At 74.3% G+C, this 17,526-nt stretch carries 16 protein-coding genes and 2 tRNA genes; 5 read left to right on the plus strand and 13 right to left on the minus strand.

Going from position 1 to position 17,526, the window contains the following annotated elements; all coding sequences use genetic code 11:
* Positions 1-112 precede the first annotated feature (112 nt).
* Genes ndk through nhaA form a run of 6 tightly spaced genes read right to left on the minus strand, consistent with a single transcriptional unit; the run spans position 113 to position 6,398 of the window.
* A complete protein-coding gene (ndk, locus tag VKV23_07935; protein HLI15964.1) occupies positions 113-523 on the minus strand; it encodes a nucleoside-diphosphate kinase in 411 nt (136 codons plus the stop codon).
* The gene (locus tag VKV23_07940; protein ID HLI15965.1) at positions 520-1,899 is read right to left on the minus strand and encodes a Mur ligase family protein; all 1,380 of its coding nucleotides are present in this window, start codon (positions 1,897-1,899) and stop codon (positions 520-522) included. Before VKV23_07940 ends, ndk begins: the two co-directional genes overlap by 4 nt.
* Entirely contained in the window at positions 1,886-3,157 is a 1,272-nt protein-coding gene (clpX, locus tag VKV23_07945) for an ATP-dependent Clp protease ATP-binding subunit ClpX (GenBank protein ID HLI15966.1), read from the minus strand. The genes VKV23_07940 and clpX overlap by 14 nt, the downstream gene beginning before the upstream one ends.
* Before the next feature lie 12 nt (positions 3,158-3,169).
* The gene (clpP, locus tag VKV23_07950; protein ID HLI15967.1) at positions 3,170-3,799 is read right to left on the minus strand and encodes an ATP-dependent Clp endopeptidase proteolytic subunit ClpP; all 630 of its coding nucleotides are present in this window, start codon (positions 3,797-3,799) and stop codon (positions 3,170-3,172) included.
* Positions 3,799-5,178: a trigger factor gene (tig, locus tag VKV23_07955; GenBank protein ID HLI15968.1), complete on the minus strand. Its 1,380-nt coding sequence runs from the start codon at positions 5,176-5,178 to the stop codon at positions 3,799-3,801. The genes clpP and tig overlap by 1 nt, the downstream gene beginning before the upstream one ends.
* Before the next feature lie 14 nt (positions 5,179-5,192).
* The gene (gene nhaA, locus VKV23_07960; protein ID HLI15969.1) at positions 5,193-6,398 is read right to left on the minus strand and encodes a Na+/H+ antiporter NhaA; all 1,206 of its coding nucleotides are present in this window, start codon (positions 6,396-6,398) and stop codon (positions 5,193-5,195) included.
* 108 nt (positions 6,399-6,506) lie between these two features.
* On the opposite strand from nhaA, the gene VKV23_07965 reads away from it, so the two are divergent.
* Positions 6,507-6,580: transfer RNA gene (locus VKV23_07965), tRNA-Pro, on the plus strand.
* Positions 6,581-6,604: 24 nt separating this feature from the next.
* Here VKV23_07965 and VKV23_07970 read toward each other — a convergent pair.
* Entirely contained in the window at positions 6,605-7,573 is a 969-nt protein-coding gene (locus tag VKV23_07970) for an ROK family protein (GenBank protein HLI15970.1), read from the minus strand.
* 96 nt (positions 7,574-7,669) lie between these two features.
* Between VKV23_07970 and VKV23_07975 the strand changes: the two genes are divergently transcribed.
* Positions 7,670-7,740 (plus strand) — tRNA-Gly (locus tag VKV23_07975).
* A 106-nt stretch (positions 7,741-7,846) separates the two neighbouring features.
* Here the strand turns inward: VKV23_07975 and VKV23_07980 are convergent.
* Together VKV23_07980 and VKV23_07985 are read right to left on the minus strand one after the other, a co-directional pair.
* Entirely contained in the window at positions 7,847-8,338 is a 492-nt protein-coding gene (locus VKV23_07980) for a transposase (GenBank protein HLI15971.1), read from the minus strand.
* Between the two features lie 435 nt (positions 8,339-8,773).
* The gene (locus VKV23_07985) at positions 8,774-9,226 is read right to left on the minus strand and encodes an Rrf2 family transcriptional regulator (protein HLI15972.1); all 453 of its coding nucleotides are present in this window, start codon (positions 9,224-9,226) and stop codon (positions 8,774-8,776) included.
* A 140-nt stretch (positions 9,227-9,366) separates the two neighbouring features.
* On the opposite strand from VKV23_07985, the gene VKV23_07990 reads away from it, so the two are divergent.
* Together VKV23_07990 and VKV23_07995 are read left to right on the plus strand one after the other, a co-directional pair.
* Complete coding sequence (locus VKV23_07990) at positions 9,367-10,407, plus strand: sulfite exporter TauE/SafE family protein (protein ID HLI15973.1); 1,041 nt, start codon at positions 9,367-9,369, stop codon at positions 10,405-10,407.
* A gap of 1,139 nt (positions 10,408-11,546) precedes the next feature.
* A complete protein-coding gene (locus VKV23_07995) occupies positions 11,547-12,800 on the plus strand; it encodes a hypothetical protein (GenBank protein ID HLI15974.1) in 1,254 nt (417 codons plus the stop codon).
* A gap of 18 nt (positions 12,801-12,818) precedes the next feature.
* On the opposite strand, the gene VKV23_08000 is transcribed toward VKV23_07995, so the two are convergent.
* From VKV23_08000 to VKV23_08010, 3 genes are all read right to left on the minus strand, one after another.
* On the minus strand, positions 12,819-13,289 hold the full coding sequence (locus VKV23_08000) for a hypothetical protein (protein ID HLI15975.1): 471 nt from the start codon (positions 13,287-13,289) through the stop codon (positions 12,819-12,821).
* A complete protein-coding gene (locus VKV23_08005; GenBank protein HLI15976.1) occupies positions 13,286-13,801 on the minus strand; it encodes a hypothetical protein in 516 nt (171 codons plus the stop codon). The genes VKV23_08000 and VKV23_08005 overlap by 4 nt, the downstream gene beginning before the upstream one ends.
* A 146-nt stretch (positions 13,802-13,947) precedes the next feature.
* Complete coding sequence (locus VKV23_08010; GenBank protein HLI15977.1) at positions 13,948-14,304, minus strand: hypothetical protein; 357 nt, start codon at positions 14,302-14,304, stop codon at positions 13,948-13,950.
* A gap of 396 nt (positions 14,305-14,700) precedes the next feature.
* On the opposite strand from VKV23_08010, the gene VKV23_08015 reads away from it, so the two are divergent.
* A complete protein-coding gene (locus VKV23_08015; GenBank protein ID HLI15978.1) occupies positions 14,701-16,440 on the plus strand; it encodes a glycosyltransferase family 4 protein in 1,740 nt (579 codons plus the stop codon).
* Between the two features lie 162 nt (positions 16,441-16,602).
* Here the strand turns inward: VKV23_08015 and VKV23_08020 are convergent, their stop codons facing one another.
* Positions 16,603-17,427 carry a flagellin gene (locus VKV23_08020; GenBank protein HLI15979.1) on the minus strand — a complete coding sequence of 275 codons (825 nt, stop codon included), beginning with the start codon at positions 17,425-17,427 and terminating at the stop codon, positions 16,603-16,605.
* Between the last annotated feature and the right edge of the window lie 99 nt (positions 17,428-17,526).

The following is a 17,526-nucleotide window of genomic DNA, read 5'->3' on the forward strand; positions in this document are numbered from 1 at the left end:
GCAGCTCCAGGCTTGCCGTTGACCGTGCAAGGTTACGGGAACCCGTTCCCCCGAACAAGGCGCCCGCCCGGACGCCGGCGCCACCGACGGCGACGCCCGCCGGCCGGCGAACCTAGGCGAGGCCGGGGAAGAACAGCGCGATCTCGCGGGCCGCGGACTCCGGACCGTCCGACCCGTGGACGAGGTTCTCTGCAATGTTCGTCGCGAAATCCCCCCGGATCGTCCCCGGCGGCGCCTCGACCGGATCGGTGGGGCCCATCAGCGTCCGCACGATGCGCCAGGTGTCCTCCGGGCCCTCGACGACCATGACGAAGACGGGCGACCGGCAGATGAACGCGACGAGGTCGTCGAAGAACGGCCGCCCCCGGTGCTCGGCGTAGTGCGCCTCGGCGACGTCGCGCTCGATCGTGCGCAGGTCCCCGGCCACGAGCCGGAGCCCCTTGCGCTCGAGGCGTCCGATGATGGCGCCGACGAGGCCTCGCTCCACGGCGTCAGGCTTCACGATCACGAGGGTCCGGTTCATCGCCGGTGCGACGCTAGTCGGCGGCTCGCCCCCCGCGCCGACCCGACCACGTAGAGCGATCCCGTGACGAGCACGAGGTCGTCGACGCTCGCCCGCCCGACGGCCTCCTCGAGGCCCTGGTCGACGCTCTCGGCGACCGTGGCGGGCACCTCGAGGCGCCGAGCGGCCTCGGCGACGAGCTCGGGGGCGATGGCGCGGGGGGACGACGGGGCGCAGGCCACCACGTGCCGCAGGCGCTCGGTGCCGATCGCCTCGAGGAGCGCGCCCGGCTCCCGCCCGCGCAGGCAGCCCACGAGCGCCACGATCCCGTCGGGCGCGGCGAAGTCCTCGGCGAGCGCGGCACCGAGCGCGCTCGCGCCGGCCACGTTGTGGGCGCCGTCGAGCACGACGAGCGGTCGGTGCCCGACGACCTCGAGGCGCCCGGGGACGCGCACCGAGGCCAACCCCTCGCCCACCACGTCGTCGTCGAGGGGGGCACCGAAGAACGCCTCGGCGCACGCGAGCGCCAGGGCGGCGTTCGCGCCCTGGTGCGAGCCGTGCAGCGGCAGGAAGACGCCGTCGTAGGCTCGTCCGGGGGTACGCAGGTCGAGGAGGCGCCCGCCGACCGCCAGGCGGTTCGCGCTGCAGTCGAAGTCCACGCCTCGGCGCCACAGCGCCTGCGCCCCGACCGCGCGCGCCTCGGCGGCGAAGATCTCGACGAGGTCAGGGTCCTCCTCCCCGACGCAGGCGATCGACCCGGGCTTGATGATGCCGGCCTTCTCGGCCGCGATGTGGGCGCGCGTCGGCCCGAGGATCTCCACGTGGTCGAGCTCGACGTTCGTGACGGCGGCGACCGCGGCGTCGACGACGTTCGTCGCGTCGAAGCGGCCGCCGAGGCCGACCTCGATGACGGCGGCGTCGACGGCGACGTCGGCGAAGTAGCGGAAGGCAGCAGCGGTGACGAGCTCGAACCACGTGGGCGGCTCGAGGCCGCGCCGGAGGAGGAAGCGCTCGAGGTCGGCGAGGCACCACAGCAGCTCGCCGAGCTCCTCGTCGCCGATCGGGACGCCGTCGCGCGCGATGCGCTCGTTCAGCACCTCGAGGTGCGGGCTCGTGTACGTGCCCACGCACAGCCCCTTGGCGCGCAGCAGCGCCGCCACCATGCGGGTGGTCGAGCCCTTGCCGTTCGTCCCGGTGACGTGCACGGCCGGCGCCGCGTGCTGCGGGTCGCCCATCGCCGACAGCAGGGCGGCGACCCGCTCGAGCGTCGGCGCGGCCGCCCGCCCCGCCACGCCACGCTCGATCGCCTCCAGGTTGATGTGGCGATCGAGCCAGGCGAGTGCCTCGCCGAGCGAGGCGCTGGTGCCGCCGAACGCCCGCCGCTCAGGAGGCCGCACGGCGCGGCCGATCCGACTTCTCGCCGCCGCGGGGCACGAGCGTCGGGGCCACCCGCTCGAGCACGACGCTGCGGTCGATCACGCAGCGCCCGATGTCGCTCCGGCTCGGCAGGTCGTACATCACCTCGAGGAGGACCTCCTCGAGGATGGCGCGCAGCCCCCGGGCCCCCGTCCCTCGCAGCAGGGCCTGGTCCGCGATCGCCTCGAGCGCGTCCGCGCTGATCTCGAGCTCGACGTTGTCGAGCTCGAAGACCCGCTTGTACTGGCGAACGAGCGCGTTCTTCGGTTCCACGAGGATGCGCACGAGCGCCTCCCGGTCGAGGTTCGAGACCGCCCCGATCACCGGGAGGCGACCGACGAACTCGGGGATCAGCCCGAACTTGAGGAGGTCCTCGGGCAGGACCTGGAGGAGGAGCTGGCTCTCGTCGTGGCGCTTGGCTCGCCGCACCTCGGCCCGGAAGCCGATACCGGCGCGTCCAATCCTCGACTCGATGATCTTGTCGAGCCCGGCGAAGGCCCCACCGCAGATGAACAGGATGTTCGTCGTGTCGATCTGGATGAACTCCTGGTGGGGGTGCTTGCGGCCCCCCTGGGGCGGCACGGACGCCGTCGTGCCCTCGAGGATCTTGAGCAGCGCCTGCTGCACCCCCTCGCCCGAGACGTCACGGGTGATCGACGGGTTCTCGCTCTTGCGCGCGATCTTGTCGATCTCGTCGATGTAGATGATGCCGGTCTCGGCCTTCTTCACGTCGTAGTCGGCGGCCTGTATCAGCTTGAGCAGGATGTTCTCGACGTCCTCGCCGACGTAGCCGGCCTCGGTGAGCGCCGTCGCGTCCGCGATGGCGAACGGGACGTTGAGCATCCGGGCGAGCGTCTGCGCGAGCAGCGTCTTGCCGCAGCCCGTCGGGCCGAGCAGGAGGATGTTCGACTTCGCCAGCTCGACGTCGCCGTCGCTCGGCGTGCCGGCCTGGACCCGCTTGTAGTGGTTGTAGACGGCGACGGACAGGATCTTCTTCGCCTGGTCCTGGCCGATGACGTAGTCGTTCAGGAACTCGAAGATCTCACGCGGCTTCGGCAGGTCCTCGAAGCGCACCTCGGTGGTCTCCGAGAGCTCCTCCTCGATGATGTCGTTGCACAGCTCGATGCACTCGTCGCAGATGTAGACGCCGGGACCGGCGATCAGCTTCTTCACCTGCTTCTGGGACTTCCCGCAGAAGCTGCACTTCACGAGCTCGCCGCCGTCCCCGAACTTCGCCACCTGCCCCTCCCGTCACGCCGCGCCGACGGCGGTCGCCGCGTCGACCACCTCTCTCGTCGTGATGACCTCGTCGATCAAACCGTAGTCGCGAGCCTCCGCAGCGCTCATGATGAAGTCGCGATCGGTGTCGCGCTGGATGCGCTCGATCGGCTGGCCGGTGTCCGCGGCCAGCATCTCGTTCAGCATGTCGCGCATGCGCAGGATCTCACGCGCCTGCAGCTCGATGTCGGTCGCCTGGCCTGCCGCGCCGCCGTAGGGCTGGTGGAGCATGATCCGGGCGTGCGGCAGGGCGAACCGCTTGCCCTTCGTCCCCGCCGCGAGGAGAACGGCCGCCGCCGAGGCGGCCTGCCCGAAGCAGAAGGTCTGCTTGTCCGGGCGGACGTACTTCATCGTGTCGTAGATCGCGAAGAGCGCCGTGATCTCGCCGCCGGGCGAGTTGATGTAGATGTTGATGTCCTTCTCCTGGTCCTCGGACTCGAGGAAGAGCATCTGGGCGCACACGAGGTTCGCGACCGTGTCGTCGATCGGGGTGCCGATGAAGATGATCCGGTCGCGCAGCAGGCGCGAGTACAGGTCGTAGGCCCGCTCGCCGCGGCTCGAGGACTCGACGACGGTCGGGACGAGGTAGCCGAAGGCCTCCATCACTCCTCACCCGAGCCACTCGAGCCGGCACGGACCGTCACGGCTGCGCCCGGCTGGTCCTCGCCAGCGGCTTCCTCGATGCCGAGCGCGGCCCGGTCCATCGGCCTCCCCTCGTCGTCGACGATGGCGACGTGGTCGACGACCCAGCGCGCCGCCTTCGCGATCTTGAGCTGCGAGCGTAGCCCCTCCAGCCGCCCCCCCTGCTCGAGGGCGCGCCGCACCTGCGCCGGCGTCTGCCGGGCCTGCTGCGCGAGGCGGACGATCTCCTCGTCGAGCTCGCCCTCGTCGACCTCGATGCCCTCGGCCGCGGCGACGGCCCGGAGGGCGAGGTCGGCCTTGACCTGGCGCGCCGCCTGCTCTCGCAGCTCGGCCATGAGGCCGTCGACCGTCTCGCCTCGCGCCGCGAGGTAGGCCTCGAAGGGGACCTTCTGGCGCGCGAGGCGATGCGAGAGGTCGTCGAGGAGCTGCTCCGCCTGCGCGTCGACGAGCGAGGCCGGCGGCTCCTCGTCCACGAGCGCGACGAGCGCCTCGATCGCCCGCTCGCGCAGCTCGAGCGCGGCCGCGGCGCGCCGCACGGAGACGATCCGTTCGGCGAGGTCGCGGCGCAGCTCGGCGAGCGTGTCGAACTCGGAGGCCTCGGCCGCGAAGGCGTCGTCGGCGACGGGAAGCACCTTCTCCCGCACCTGCTTCACGAGGATGCGCAGGTGGGCGGGGCCGCCCGGGACGTCCTCGGCGTCCAGCTCGAGCACGTCGCCCACCTTCGCCCCGACGAGGCGGTCGTCGACGCCCGCGACGATGCCCCCCGTGCCGACCTCGTACACGAGGTCGTCCGCGCTCAGCCCCTCTGCCGGCTCGCCGTCGCGGGTGCCGTGGATGTCGAGCGTCACGAGGTCGCCCGGGCGGGCGGGGCGCTCGACGGCTCGGAGCGTGGCGAACTGCTCGCGCAGCCGGTCGACCTGGGCGTCGACCTCCTCGTCGCTCGCCTCGGGACGCGTGACCGTGACGACGAGACCGTCGTAGCCAGCGACGGACACCTGCGGGCGGACCTCGACCACGGCGTCGAAGGTCAGCGGGCCACCCTCCTCGCCCGCGGTGATGTCGATCTCCGGGCTGGCGATGACGTCGAGCTCGCTCGCCTCCACCGCGTCCGCGTAGTAGCGGGGCAGGGCGTCGCGCAGCACCTCGGCACGGATCGCCTTCGGGCCGAGCCGGGCCTCGAGCAGGCGACGGGGCACCTTGCCGGGGCGGAAGCCCGGCACCCGAGCCTCGCGCGTGAGCCGGCGGAGGGTCTCGTCCTCCGCCTGCTTCAGCTCCTCCTCGTCGATCTCGACGGTGAGCTTGACCTTGTTGCCTTCGAGGACCTGCGCGGAGGACTGCATACGGACTCGGCAGTCTACCGGCGCGAGCGTCCCTCACTCGACGATGCGAGGAGCAGGGCCCCGACGGCGAGGCAGGCGAGCGAGCCAGCGAGGAGGGCGGCTCGCGCCGCGGCGAGCCCGGCCGGCCAGCTCGCGAACGCCTGCCGCGCGACGAGGAGCGGCACGGTGAAGCCGACGCCACAGATCGCGCCGGCGCCGAGGAGCCGGCGCCCGCCGAGCCCGTCGGGGCGCGGCACCCCGAGCAGGCGGGCCGCGACGACCGTCCCGAGCGCGACGCCGAGGCCCTTGCCGAGCAGGCGCGCCGCGAGCACCCCGACGAAGATCGATCGCGACCCGCCCGTGAGGCGCAGGTCGCCGAGGGCCACGCCCGCGTTCGCGAGGGCGAACGCCGGCAGGACGAGGGCGTTGACGGCCGGCCGGAGGAGGTGCTCGAGCCGCCCGGCGTGCGCGCCACCGGGCGGGATCGCGACCCCGGCCGCGACGCCCGCCAGGGCGGGCTCGACGCCGGACGCCTCGAGCGCTCCCCAGCAGCACAGCCCGACGAGGAGGTAGGGACCCGGCCGGCGCACCCCGAGGCGCCGCAGCCCGGCGAGGACGCCGCAGCAGGCGACGGCAGCACCGACGCGCCAGGGCGCGAGACGGCTCGAGTAGCCGAGCACGAGGACGGCGAGCGACCCGAGGTCGTCGCTCACCGCGAGGGCGAGGACGAAGAGCCGCAGCGCGCCCGGGACCCGGCGCCCCACGAGCGCGAGCGCGGCGAGGCTGAACGCGATGTCGGTCGCCATCGGCACGCCGTAGCCCCGCGCCGTCGTCGGCCCGTGGGCGAGCGCGAGGTAGGCGAGGGCGGCCCCGCCCATGCCGCCGAGCGCGCCCCCGACCGGCAGCAGTCCCGTGCGGGCGTCCCGCAGGTCCCCGTGCACGAGCCCGCGCGACAGCTCGAGCCCGACGACGAGGAAGAACAGCGCCATCGCCCCGTCGTCGACCCACGCGAGCACCGTGCGTGGCGCCCGGAGCAGCCCGACGCCAGGCCAGGTCGCCTGCGACCACGTCGCGCCGTAGCCGTGGGCGTCGGCCGTCGCCCAGCTCAACGCGGCGACGGCGGCGAGCGCGAGGAGCAGACCGGCACGCGACTCGTCCCGGAGCACCTCGGCGAGCCACCCCGGCGACGGGATCCGCCTGCCGAGGTCAGTCGGCGCAGGCCGGCTCGCGTGTCGGGGCATCGCGCGCCCGCGGCTCAGCGGCACGCCTCGGCACCTGCAGGCCGATCCTGCCGGAGCGAGGCGCAGCCGTCCGCGGCACGGCGCGCGGTGCCGGTACCGTGGTGCAGACGGGCTGTGGCGCAGCTTGGCAGCGCACCTGCTTTGGGAGCAGGGGGTCCCGGGTTCAAATCCCGGCAGCCCGACGCCGGCGCCGGCACGCGCGCTGCCTACGTCACGAGGCCGAGGGCGAGCGCTGCGGCGCCCGCGACGCCAGCCCGCTCGCCGAGCTCGGCGACCACGATGTCGACCTTCGCCTCCCCGGCCCCGCGCCGGTGCTCGGCGAAGCGCTCCGGCACCGTGGCGAACAGGACGTCGGCGGCACGTACCAGGCCGCCGCCGAGGATGAGGCGACCGGGGTCGAAGATCTCGGCGAGGTTCGACAGGCCGATCGCGAGGTAGCGGGCGAACGCCGCCACGACGTCGAGCGCCGCGCCGTCGCCGCGACGCGCCGCGTCGACGACGTCCTCCCCCCGCACCTCGCCGCGTGCCGCGAGCGCCTCGGCGAGCAACGGGGAGGCGCCTCCGAGGGCCGCCTCGCGTCCCAGGCGGGCGAGCCCGGTACCGGAGGCGAACTGCTCCCAGCAGCCCTGGCCGCCGCAGGCGCAGCGCGGCCCGTCGAGCTCGACCACCATGTGGCCGATCTCCCCGGCGAAGCCGCGCTCGCCCCGCAGCAGCCGCCCGTTGCCCACGAGCCCGCCGCCGATACCGGTGCCGAGCGTCACGACGACCGCGTTCGCGACCGACCGCGCCGCGCCGAACGCGAGCTCCCCGGCGGCTGCGGCGGTCGCGTCGTTCTCCACGACGACGCGCATGCGACGGCCGAGCACCGCCTCGACCCGGCGGCGGAGCTCGGCGCCTGCCGCGCTGTTCGCCGCCGCCGGCAGGTTCGGCGCGTCGTGCAGCACGCCCTCGAGATCGATGAGACCGGGCAGGCCGGCCCCGGCACCGTGGACCTCCGCGGCACGCCCGCCGAGGCGCGCGACGACGAGCGCGACGGCATCCCCGATCGCGTCGAAGAGGCTCCCGCCGTCCTTCGGGGACTCGACGCGCTCCTCGACGACGACCTCGCCCGCGTCGTCCACTGCGGCGGCGAGGATCTTCGTGCCGCCGACGTCGATCCCGAGTGCGAGCGCCACAGGAGACGAGACCCTAACAGGCGGACCGGCCTGGACCGCAGCAGGCCGCAGGGCTCGAAGCCGCGGGCGCGGGCGGTGGGTAGGATCACCCCCGCCGCGGGCGTAGCTCAATGGCAGAGCCCCAGCCTTCCAAGCTGGTTATGCGGGTTCGATTCCCGTCGCCCGCTCTCGGCTCGGCGGCGGCTCCGGACGTAGCACACGGTCCTGTCCGCCACGGCCTGGCGCTTCGCAGAGGTCGATGGAAGGATCAGGTCGGGTGGGAGACTCCCTCCGCTAGGCCATCTCAGTCGAGGATCCTCGAAGGACCAGAGCGCATACGCGGGGCCTGCCGGTGCGAGCGAACGTGAAAACTCGTGCCGCCATCTTCTTGGCGTTGGCGGGCTCGATGTGAGGAGCGAACGGTTCGCCCTTGGTCGACAGGTGCCAGATGGCGTCTGCGAGCTTGCGGGCGACCTCGACCCGGGCGACCTTCTTGTTCCGCTGGCGGCCGAGCCGGGCGGCGGTGCGCTGGTAGCGGTCGCGGTAGGCAGCGTGGCGCCCCGCATCGGTGGCCGCCTCGATGAGCACCCAGCGCAGGTACTCGGGCCCGTTCTTCGACCTCGAGCCGCGGTGGTCCTTGCCGCCTGACTGGTACACCCTCGGGCACAGCCCGCTGTCGCGGACGAGCTTCCTCGGCGAGGAGAGGCGCTCGATCTCCCCGAGCTCGGCTGCGACGGTGTCGGCGAGCACCCAGCCGAGCCCCGGTGCGGTGATGAGAAGGGGCACGTCGGGGTGGTCGGCGCCCGAAACCTGAGCTCGGCTTCGACGCCATCGATCGGGCCGTCCAAGGTATCGATGAACAGGCGCGCGCCAGCGAGGTCGGAGGCCCACGGCTCGCGCAACGAGTGGCGGGCGAGCAGCTTCCGGCCGGCGGTGCCGACGAGGTCCGACACCGGGCACCGATGGCCGAAGGCGAGCACGGCCGCGTGGATGCAGTTCTTGAGCGCCGTGCGGTGCCGGACGAGGTGGAGGCGCCAGCAGGGTAGAGAACCGAAGGTTCCCGCCGGGGGGAGGCCCCGCTTCATGGCATTCGGTTCGGGCCCTCGAGAGACAGCGGTCGCCGCGCGACACGCCGTGTGCACGGCCGGGACCGAATCGACCGCTTCGATGCCGCCGCGGCGGGCGGCTGCGACCTCCGCCGGGCACTGACAGCCACGAGCCCTACCGTGGCCTCCATGCCTCGGGGTCGGCGACGAGGCTGCGGAGGTTGCGAGGCAGTCGGCCCTCGGCGAGCTGCGCGATGGTCACCCCTTCGAGCACGCGGCGCAGGCTCGTCCGCAGGGCGACCCAGAGCAGCTGGAGCGCGCCAACCTCCTCCGTGTACGACGTCGCTTCCGGTCGAATCCCCCTGATCTCGGCCAGCGGGCCATCGACGATGCGGATCACGTCCGCTGGCGTCACCTCGTCGGGCGGCCGCACGAAGCGGTAGCCGGGGCTCGGTCCGCGCCGGCTGATGATGATGCCCCGACGCCGGAGGTCGACGAGGATCGCCTCGAGGTAGCTCGCCGGGAGATCCTGGCTACGGGCGAGCTCGTCAGCGGTCATCGGGCGACCCGCGGCGGCGAGCGCAACCAAGGCCCTCAGCGCGTATTCGGCCTTGGCCGAGACGTACACGTCGCCATTGTGGCCCGCCGCCGAGCACGGGCCGGCGCTCCACGCAGCCGAGCGCCCCGGAGCGGCACCGCTCCCCCATGACCGGCTGCTCCGATCTAGTTGATTGATTCGATCGGATTACTTGACTAGACAGACCGACTGTGAAGCCTTCGATCGTGCTCGCCAGCGCTGCGGTCGGCCTCCTCGTGGGACTCACCGGCGCAGGCGGCGGGGCGCTGATGACGCCGATCCTCCTCCTGCTGTTCCGGCTCCGCCCCTCGACGGCGATCTACTCCGACCTCGTCGCGACGTTCCCCATGCGGCTGATCGGCGCGGCCACCCATCTCCGGCGTGGACGCGTCAGCATCCCCCTGGTCACGTGGACATCGGTCGGCTCGGTACCCGCCGCCTTCACCGGCGCCCTCGTCCTGCACCTCCTCGGGAATGGACGGAGCGCCGCGGACATCAGCGAGCACCTGCTCGGCGGGGCGCTCCTCGCCGGCGCAGGGTTGCTCGCCGTGCGCGCCGTGCGCAGTCGTCACTCGTGCGAAGAGCCGGGGGCGCACCTCCGCGACCTTCGCGTCCGCCCGCTCGCCACGGCCGCGATCGGTGCACTCGGTGGACTGCTCGTGGGGCTGACCTCCGTCGGCGCGGGATCGATCATGATGGTGCTGTTCGCCTGCACGTATCCGTCCCTGTCCACCGGTTCGCTCGTCGGCACCGACCTCGCGCAGGCGATCCCGCTCGGCGCAGCTGCCGCGCTCGGCGCGCTCGCCTTCGGCCACCTCGACCCGGTCGTGACGGGCTCCGTGCTCACCGGCGGCCTCCCGGGCGCACTCGCGGGCTCGCTGCTCTCGTCCCGCGTACCGGACCGCTTCGTGCGCCCAGCGGTGACCCTCGCCATCCTCGCCTCCGGGCTGCGGTATGCAGGCGTCGGGACCGGAGCGCTCGGCTGGCTGCTGGCGAGCGTCCTCGTCGGGGGCGCCTGCTGGATGGCGTGGCGCGTGGCCGGGAAGCGGTCCACCCCGGACGAACGCGCGCGAGACGGGACGGTGGCGCGTCGGGCTGCCGAGCCAACGACGGCGGCGAGTGGACCGGACACCGGCCGGGACCGGTCGCGTCCGGGACCTGCTCGGACACGCACGTCACCAGCACGCAGGAAGCCCACCGCGAGCGCACCCGTTCCGTTGCACGATCCGTAGGCCTACGGCCCGCACCCGGCTCGACGCTGCTGCGGAGACCGCCCGCGAGGGGGCGATCGACGCGCACGTGCGCTGCGACCTCGGCGCCGCCGTCTGCAGTCCGGTGCCCAGTCCGACACGACGTGTGGCTGACAGGCGCTCCTCCGGGCTCCGCAGCAGGAACCTGGTCGGGGGCAGGTTCCTCGCGTGGTGGCCGTCTCGTCGATGCCGAGCTGCACGTCCTTCGATCCCCAGCGCGCGGCACGGATGTCCCGGCGTCGCCAGTCGAGGATGCTCGCCTCGCTGCGCGCGCGAGAGCCGCGCCGACCGGTGATCGTCACCGGGACGTCGTGGTCGGCACGCAGGTGCGAGCACCACGGTGCACGCGGACGACGCGGCGTGCTCGTCGACCGGGTGCGCACGCTCGACGAGACCGACGTCGTGCTCGACCGTCCGGTAGCGGGCAGCGAGCGCCTCGTGCGCACCGCTGGCCCGCCCTCGCTCGGTCAGTCCACCAGGCGGACACCTCCGCCCCCGCGGCCGCGGTCCGCTCCCTCGGGCTCGGCTCCCACCCCGCCTCGCCGACCGCCTCGCGCCGCAGCGGGGCGAGGCGGTCGTCGCCGCCGAGCCTTCCTGCCGGGCCGAGCGTCAGCACGGCTCGGTGCGCGTCCCGCGGAGCCATCGCCACCGGCGCCCGGCCGGGCACGGAACGCGAGATCCTCGCCGAGGTGACCGCAGGCGACAGGCCAGTCGAGAGCGGGGCGTCGCACGCGACGACCCCGCTCCAGCACGTGCGCCTCACCGCCGGCGCGCCGCGGCACGCGCGTCACGGTGCGCTGCCGACTCGCGCCGGAAGCGCGCGCCGACGAGGTCGAGGTGCGCCTTGCTCACGGGGCGCGACTCGCAGTGCGCACGCGCGCGCCGAGTTCGTGCGCATCTTCCTTGAGGATCCCCGCAAGGCCGCCGCGCGCAGGCTCGGCGACGGGCCGACGACGCTCGACGGCCGGGTGACGAGCGCTCCGCCACCAGCGGCGCTGCGACCGACGAGCCGACGCCACGCGGCCGCCCCCGCCGACGCCGAGTGGCGCCGCCGCGTCCTGGCGCGAGCGCGCCCCGCGGGCGCCCGCCGCGGGCCTGAGGGCCCGATTAGCTTGGCCCGCGTGTTTCGCCCAAGGCACCGACGGCGGCGCTCGCGCTTCGACGAGCACCGCTGGCCACGCCGCCTGCTCGCTCCCGGCGCCGGCCTCGCCCTCGCCGCCGTCGCCTTCGTGCTCGTCCAGCTGCTGCGCCCCGTTCCGGGCCCGTCCCTGCGACCGGTCGTTCCCGCGCTCGACCGGCTCCCGGGCGCCCTGCCCTCTCTCGCCACGCCGGCCGGAGCACAGGCGATCGTCGCCGTCCAGGGCCTGGGCGTGCTCGCGGCGGCCGGCACCATGCGGCCGTCGCCGATCGCGAGCGTGACGAAGGTGATGGCCGCACTCGTCGTCCTGCGCGACCACCCCCTGCGTCCGGGCGAGCAGGGTCCGCGCCTCACCGTCACGGCGAGCGACGTCACGACCTACGAGCGCGAGCAGGCCGCGGGCGACTCCGTCGTCGCCGTCCGGGCGGGAGAGCGCCTGAGCGAGCTCCAGGCCCTCGAGGCCGCCCTCGTCCCCTCCGGGGACAACATCGTTCGCCTCCTCGCCCGCTGGGACGCCGGCGACACGGGTCGCTTCGTCGCCAAGATGAACGCCCTGGCGCGAGCGCTCGGGCTGCGCCACACGCACTACGCAGGCCCGAGCGGCGTCGACCCGAGATCGGTCTCGACCGCCGCCGACCAGGTCCGCCTCGCCCAGGTGGCGCTGGCGAACCCGGTGTTCGCCCGCATCGTCTCGCTCCCGCAGGTGAACCTGCCGGTCGCCGGGCTGCAGTACAACGTCGACGGCGACCTCGGGCGGGACGGGATCGTCGGGGTGAAGACGGGCTGGGTACCCGCCGGTGGCGCCTCCTTCGTCGTCGCGGCGCGACGCGACAGCGCGGGACACGCCGAGACGATCATCGGCGCGGTGGTGGGCGTCACGGGAGGCACGCCGCTGCCGAGCGCGCTCGCCGCCGGCAGGGCGCTCGTCGAGACGGCGGCGCGCGCGCTGCGCCGGGAGCGGGTCCTTCCGGCGGGGAAGCGCATCGCGACGCTCGTCTCGCCCGACGGGTCGCGCGTCGCCGTGGTCACCGACGCGCCGGTCTCGCTCGTCGCCTGGCCCGGAGCGGCCGTCGTGGAGACGGTGGACGCACGCCCGCGCCTCGCGCTCCCGGCCCGGGCGGGGGCGCCCATCGGGACCTTGACGGTCCGCCTCGGCTCCGAACGGGCCCGCGTCGGCCTCGTGGCAGGCGGGCCCCTCGCCGCGCCGTCGCTGTCGTGGCGGTTCTGGCGGCTCTAGCCTGAGGGCCGCGCCAGGTCAGCTCCGGAGCACGAGCCGCTCGGAGCGCTGCGCGCCGAGCGCGACGGCGAGGCCGAGGACGCCGACGTCCCGAACGACGAGGTCCGACAGGCCGGCCGTCGCCCACAGCGAGATGACGATCTCGAGCAGCAGGACCGCCGCCGCGAGCGCCGCGGTGCGCGGCGCGATGCCGGCGACGATGGCGACGGCGAGGACGAGCAGCACCCAGCCGTGGGCGAGGACGAGGACCTCGGCGGCACGCGACGCGGGCGAGAGCACGGGAACGTAGCCCGTCCACGCGCGCGGCGCGACGAGCTCGTGGTAGCCGAACCAGGCGAGCACGAGTCCGAGCAGGATGCGTGCCAGGAGGGGCGCCCACGCCGAGAGGCCGCCCTCGAGCCGGGCGAGGCCGGCGCGCCGGCTGCTCGCGGCCGGACGAGTCGCGCGTGGCGCCCGTCGGCGGCCCTCGGCGGCGGTCGCGCCCTTCACCCGAGGAGGTGGCCGGCGGCGTCGGTGACCACGACCCCGTCGTCGCCGGCCGAGTAGTCGGCGTCGTTCGAGTCGTCGCCGAGGGTCGTCTCGATGAAGTAGACCCGGTCGCCGAGCGCGAGCGGGGTCGTGCGCGGCGCCTGCCCGAAGCTCGGCGCCCCGACGCTCAGGAGCTCCCTGCCACCCGAGACGCGCACGCGGAAGGTGAAGCCCGCGATGGCGAGCTTGGTCCGCTCGCTCAGTGGCCCGGGGTACACGCGGTACGCGTAGGGCGCGTACGGCGTCGACGACAGGAGCGGGCCGACCTTCGGCGCAGGGCGCGGCCGCGTCGGCCGGTGGGGGGAGGCGACCGGTCGTGCAGGCGGACGGGCAGACGGCGTGCTCGCAGAGAGGCTGGGCGGCGCGGCGAGACCGCGACCGTAGCCGTGGATCGCGAGCGCGATGGCGACACAGCCGGCGCCTGCGAGCACGGCGAGCCCGCGCGCCCCGACGTGCTCGCTGCCGATCCTCATTCGCCAGTCCTCCTGCGCGTACTGGGTGGGACGAGCACCCCGACGTGCCATCGACCCGCGCCGAGCCTACCGAGGCCAGTAGCCGACGTCGTGGCGGGTCTCGCCGGCGGCGAGGCAGCCCCGCCGAGCGCTGGGCCGGCGGGCCGCTAGTCCCCCCCGGACGCCCGCGACCGGGCTCCGAGCCGGCGCAGGGCGCGCAGCCCGGCGCCGAGCGCCACCGCCTCGCCGGCGAGCGGCGCGCCCGCGAGCCCGAGGAGCGCCTCGACGCGGTCCGCCCGCAGGCCGGCGACCAGCTCGACGAGGGCGCTCGACGCGGCCTCGGCCTCGTCGCCGACCGGCCCGATCCCGAGGCAGGCGAGGCCTGCGGCGAGCCATCCGGGCCCGGCGGAGCGCCTCGCGGTCCCGCCCGTCCGTGCGGCGCCACCGCGCGGGGGCTCCGGGTGCTCCGGACGTCGTCCTCGCGCGCTCCGTGGCGGCTCGTGCGCCACCGCGTCGGCAATCACCGAACCCGTGCTCCAGAAATAAGCCGAGCACCAAGCGGACAAGAGCGGAAATGCCCTGACCGAATCCGGAGAGAAGACGTGCGGAGAAGAACGCTCCGACGGCACGTCATCCCACGTAGCTTGCTCGACATCGCATCCGTAGACTACGCGTACGCTGACACCATTGTCCAAATCTTGGACAGCTCGCCCGCCCTTCTTCGTCGAACCTGCGTCGGATTCGGCCGGTCTTGCTTCCGGCACGGACGGTGGACCGCAGCGGGTTCGACCACGGAGAGTGATCACTCAAGGCGACCGCGGCCCGTGCCGTTAGGCGGGCGTGCGCGCCAGCCCAGCGCCGCCACCGTGCTCGGGCGCCACGAGGGCAGCCGAGGGTCCCCGGTCTCGAGGAGCGACCTAGTGACGGTCGCGCTCCCCGCGCCGGAGACGGCGATCGCGGCGGCGCGCTCGGCCGTGTGGCTCGCCGAGGCCGCGCACGCCGGGGAGCCGATGCCCCCGCTGCGCCGGCGGCGCGAGCCCGGACGGCCGCTCAGCGTCACCTACCTCATGCCTCGCACGGACGTCGGCGGCGGCGCGCGCGTCCTGCTCGAGCACGCGAACCACCTCAGCGCCCTCGGCCTGTCCGTCACCGTCGTCGCGCAGGGACCGCCGCCGGACTGGTTCGGGCTGCGGGTCCCCTTCGTCTCCGTCGGCTACGGCGAGCCGCCCGCGGACGCGATCCCGCCCTGCGACCTCATCGTCGCCGGCTACTGGGACCTCGTCCTGCCGGCGCGACGGCGCGCCATCGCCCCCGTCGTGCACTTCGAGCAGGGCGACTTCCACCTCTACGAGCAGCTGCCGCCGTCGGTGCGCTCCCTCGTCGGACCGTTCCTGTGGGCCGCGGACGACACGATCGCCGTCGGGCCAGCCGCGCAGGAGGCGCTCGCCGAGCGCTACGAGGTGCGCGCCGGGCGCGTCGCCAACGCCGTCGACGTCGAGCGCTTCTACCCGGCGCCGCGGCGCCCCGGAGCGACGCCGACGGTCCTGTTCGTCGGCTGGGACGGCACCGAGTTCAAGGGGATCGCCGACGCCCGCGCCATCGCCGCCGGGCTCGCTCGGTCGCACCCGGCCGCCCGCGTCGTGTGGGTCACCCCCCGGCCGCCGTGCCACGGCCCGCTCGGCGAGACCGTCGTCGACCCGGACGCCGACCGCCTCGCCCGCCTCTACCGGGAGGCCGACGTCTACGTGTGCGTCTCGCGCTACGAGTCCTTCCCGCTCCCACCGCTCGAGGCGATGGCCTCCGGCGCGGCGGTCGTCTCGACCGCCAACGGCGGGATCGCCGCCTTCGGCCGGCACAACGAGAACTGCCTCATCGTGCCCGTCGGCGACGTCGCCGGGCTCCTCGAGGCGACGCGCCGCCTCCTCGACGACGAGCCGCTGGCGAACCGCCTGCGCTCGGCCGGCCTCGCCACCGCACGCGCGCTGTCCTGGCCGGCGATCGCCCGCGAGGTCGCCGGGCGCTACGAGGCGCTCGCCGGCCGCGCCGAGGTCGAGCCGCCCCTCGGGGAGTTCGACCTCGAGCTCGAGGGCCTGCGCTTCTGCCGCCCGGGCGACGAGGCGCGCCTGCGGGACCGCCTGCGCGCCTGCGCGACGAGCGAGCTCGCCGTCCCCGTCTCGCAACCCGCGGCCCTCGGGCACCGCGTCGTGCGCTGGCGCGTGATCGCCCGGCGCGACGAGGGGGTGCCGGGCGTGACCCGGGCCTACCTCCCCCTGCGCAGCGACGAACCGCTCGGCGACGCCCCCTACCAGCCCGCCCTCGCCGCGCTGCGCGCCGGCCGCCCGCAGCGAGCGCTCGGCGACCTCCTCGAGCGCTGCCGCGGCGCGCCCCGCGCCGAGGAGGCGGTCCTCGGGCGCTGGATCGTCCTCGCCCTCGTGGGGTGCGGGCAGGTCGCCGAGGCGCTCGAGACGGCCGGCGCGTTCGCGAGGGACCACCCCGGGCATCCCGACTACCTCTACCTCGCCCTCGCGTGCGCTCGGGCGGGAGGGATCCCCGGTGGGAGCGGTCTCGCGGCGGCGGTCGCCGCGATCAGGGCGGGCGCGGCCTTCGACGAGTGGTTCGACGACCCCGCCGGCCTGCTGCGCGTCGCGCTCGCCGCCTGAGGGGCGAGCCCGGCGCGAGCCGTCGCCACCACGGCCTCGATCGGCGGCCCCGAGCCGGCGTCGCGTGCCGCTCGAGCGCGCTCGCGCCGGCGCGGTGCCCGGACGCGAGGGGGGGAGGGGCGCCTCGCCCCTCCCCCGCCCCCCGTGCCCGGGGCGGCTCGCTCAGATGAGCTTCAAGGCCAGCTGCGGGAGCTGCTGCACCTGCGCGAGCACGGCGACGCCGGACTGCTCGAGGATGTTGAGCGACGTGAACTGCGAGGTCGCTGCGGCGATGTTCACGTCGACGAGGTTCGCCCGAGCGGCCGTGAGGTTCTGCTGGGCGACGGTGACGTTGTTCGCCAGCACCTGGATCTGGTTCTGGGCGGCGCCGACGGAGGCGGCCGAGGAGGCGAGCGAGTCGATCGCAGCCTGGACCGCCGACATCGCCGCGACGGCGGAGGCGACGCTCGTGATGCTCAGGCTCGTGAGGCCGAGCGAGGCCGCGGTCGTCGTCGGCAGGCCCACGGTCACCTGGTCGTTCGCGGAGTCGGTCGGGCCGATCTGGAACGTGAGCGTCCCGTTCGTCCCGTTGAGCAGCTGGATGCCGGCGAACTCCGACGAGTTCGCGATCTGCGTGAGCTCGTTCGTGAGCGCCGTGAACTCCTGCTGGTCCGCGTTCGACGCGGTCGTCGAGTTGGACGTCGAGGAGTTCGCCGCCTGCGTGGCGAGCGCGTTCATCTGCTGGAGGATCGCCTCCTGCTGGTTCATCGCGCTCTGCGCCGTCTGGAGCATCGAGACCGCGGTCTGCGCGTTCGAGCTCGCCGCCTGGTAGCCGTTGATCTCGAACTGCAGGGACTGCGCGATCGAGTACCCAGCCGGGTTGTCCGCCGCGGTCTGGATCTGCAGGCCCGAGCTGAGCTGCGACACGACCTGCGAGAGCGCCGCGTCGGTGCTGTTCAGGTTGTTCTCGGCGCCGAGGGCGGCGAGATTGTCGTTGATCGTCAGCATGTCGTGTGGTCCTCCTTGACGGTGCAGGAGCCTTCCATGGCCCCGCGAGTCATTACGGACGTGGCGGCGGCGCCCTTTAGCCCCTTCACCGCCGCTGCT

The sequence above is a fragment of the Acidimicrobiales bacterium genome (genome assembly GCA_035294085.1).
Lineage (GTDB): Bacteria > Actinomycetota > Acidimicrobiia > Acidimicrobiales > Bog-793 > DATGLP01.

What these genes read in the sequence shown, in the direction of transcription:
- tig (HLI15968.1), bottom strand. Translation starts at nt 5,178, where the DNA reads ATGCAGTCCTCCGCGCAGGTCCTCGAAGGCAACAAGGTCAAGCTCACC.
- ndk (HLI15964.1), bottom strand. Translation starts at nt 523, where the DNA reads ATGAACCGGACCCTCGTGATCGTGAAGCCTGACGCCGTGGAGCGAGGC.
- VKV23_08005 (HLI15976.1), bottom strand. Translation starts at nt 13,801, where the DNA reads ATGAGGATCGGCAGCGAGCACGTCGGGGCGCGCGGGCTCGCCGTGCTC.
- clpP (HLI15967.1), bottom strand. Translation starts at nt 3,799, where the DNA reads ATGGAGGCCTTCGGCTACCTCGTCCCGACCGTCGTCGAGTCCTCGAGC.
- VKV23_08020 (HLI15979.1), bottom strand. Translation starts at nt 17,427, where the DNA reads ATGCTGACGATCAACGACAATCTCGCCGCCCTCGGCGCCGAGAACAAC.
- nhaA (HLI15969.1), bottom strand. Translation starts at nt 6,398, where the DNA reads ATGCCCCGACACGCGAGCCGGCCTGCGCCGACTGACCTCGGCAGGCGG.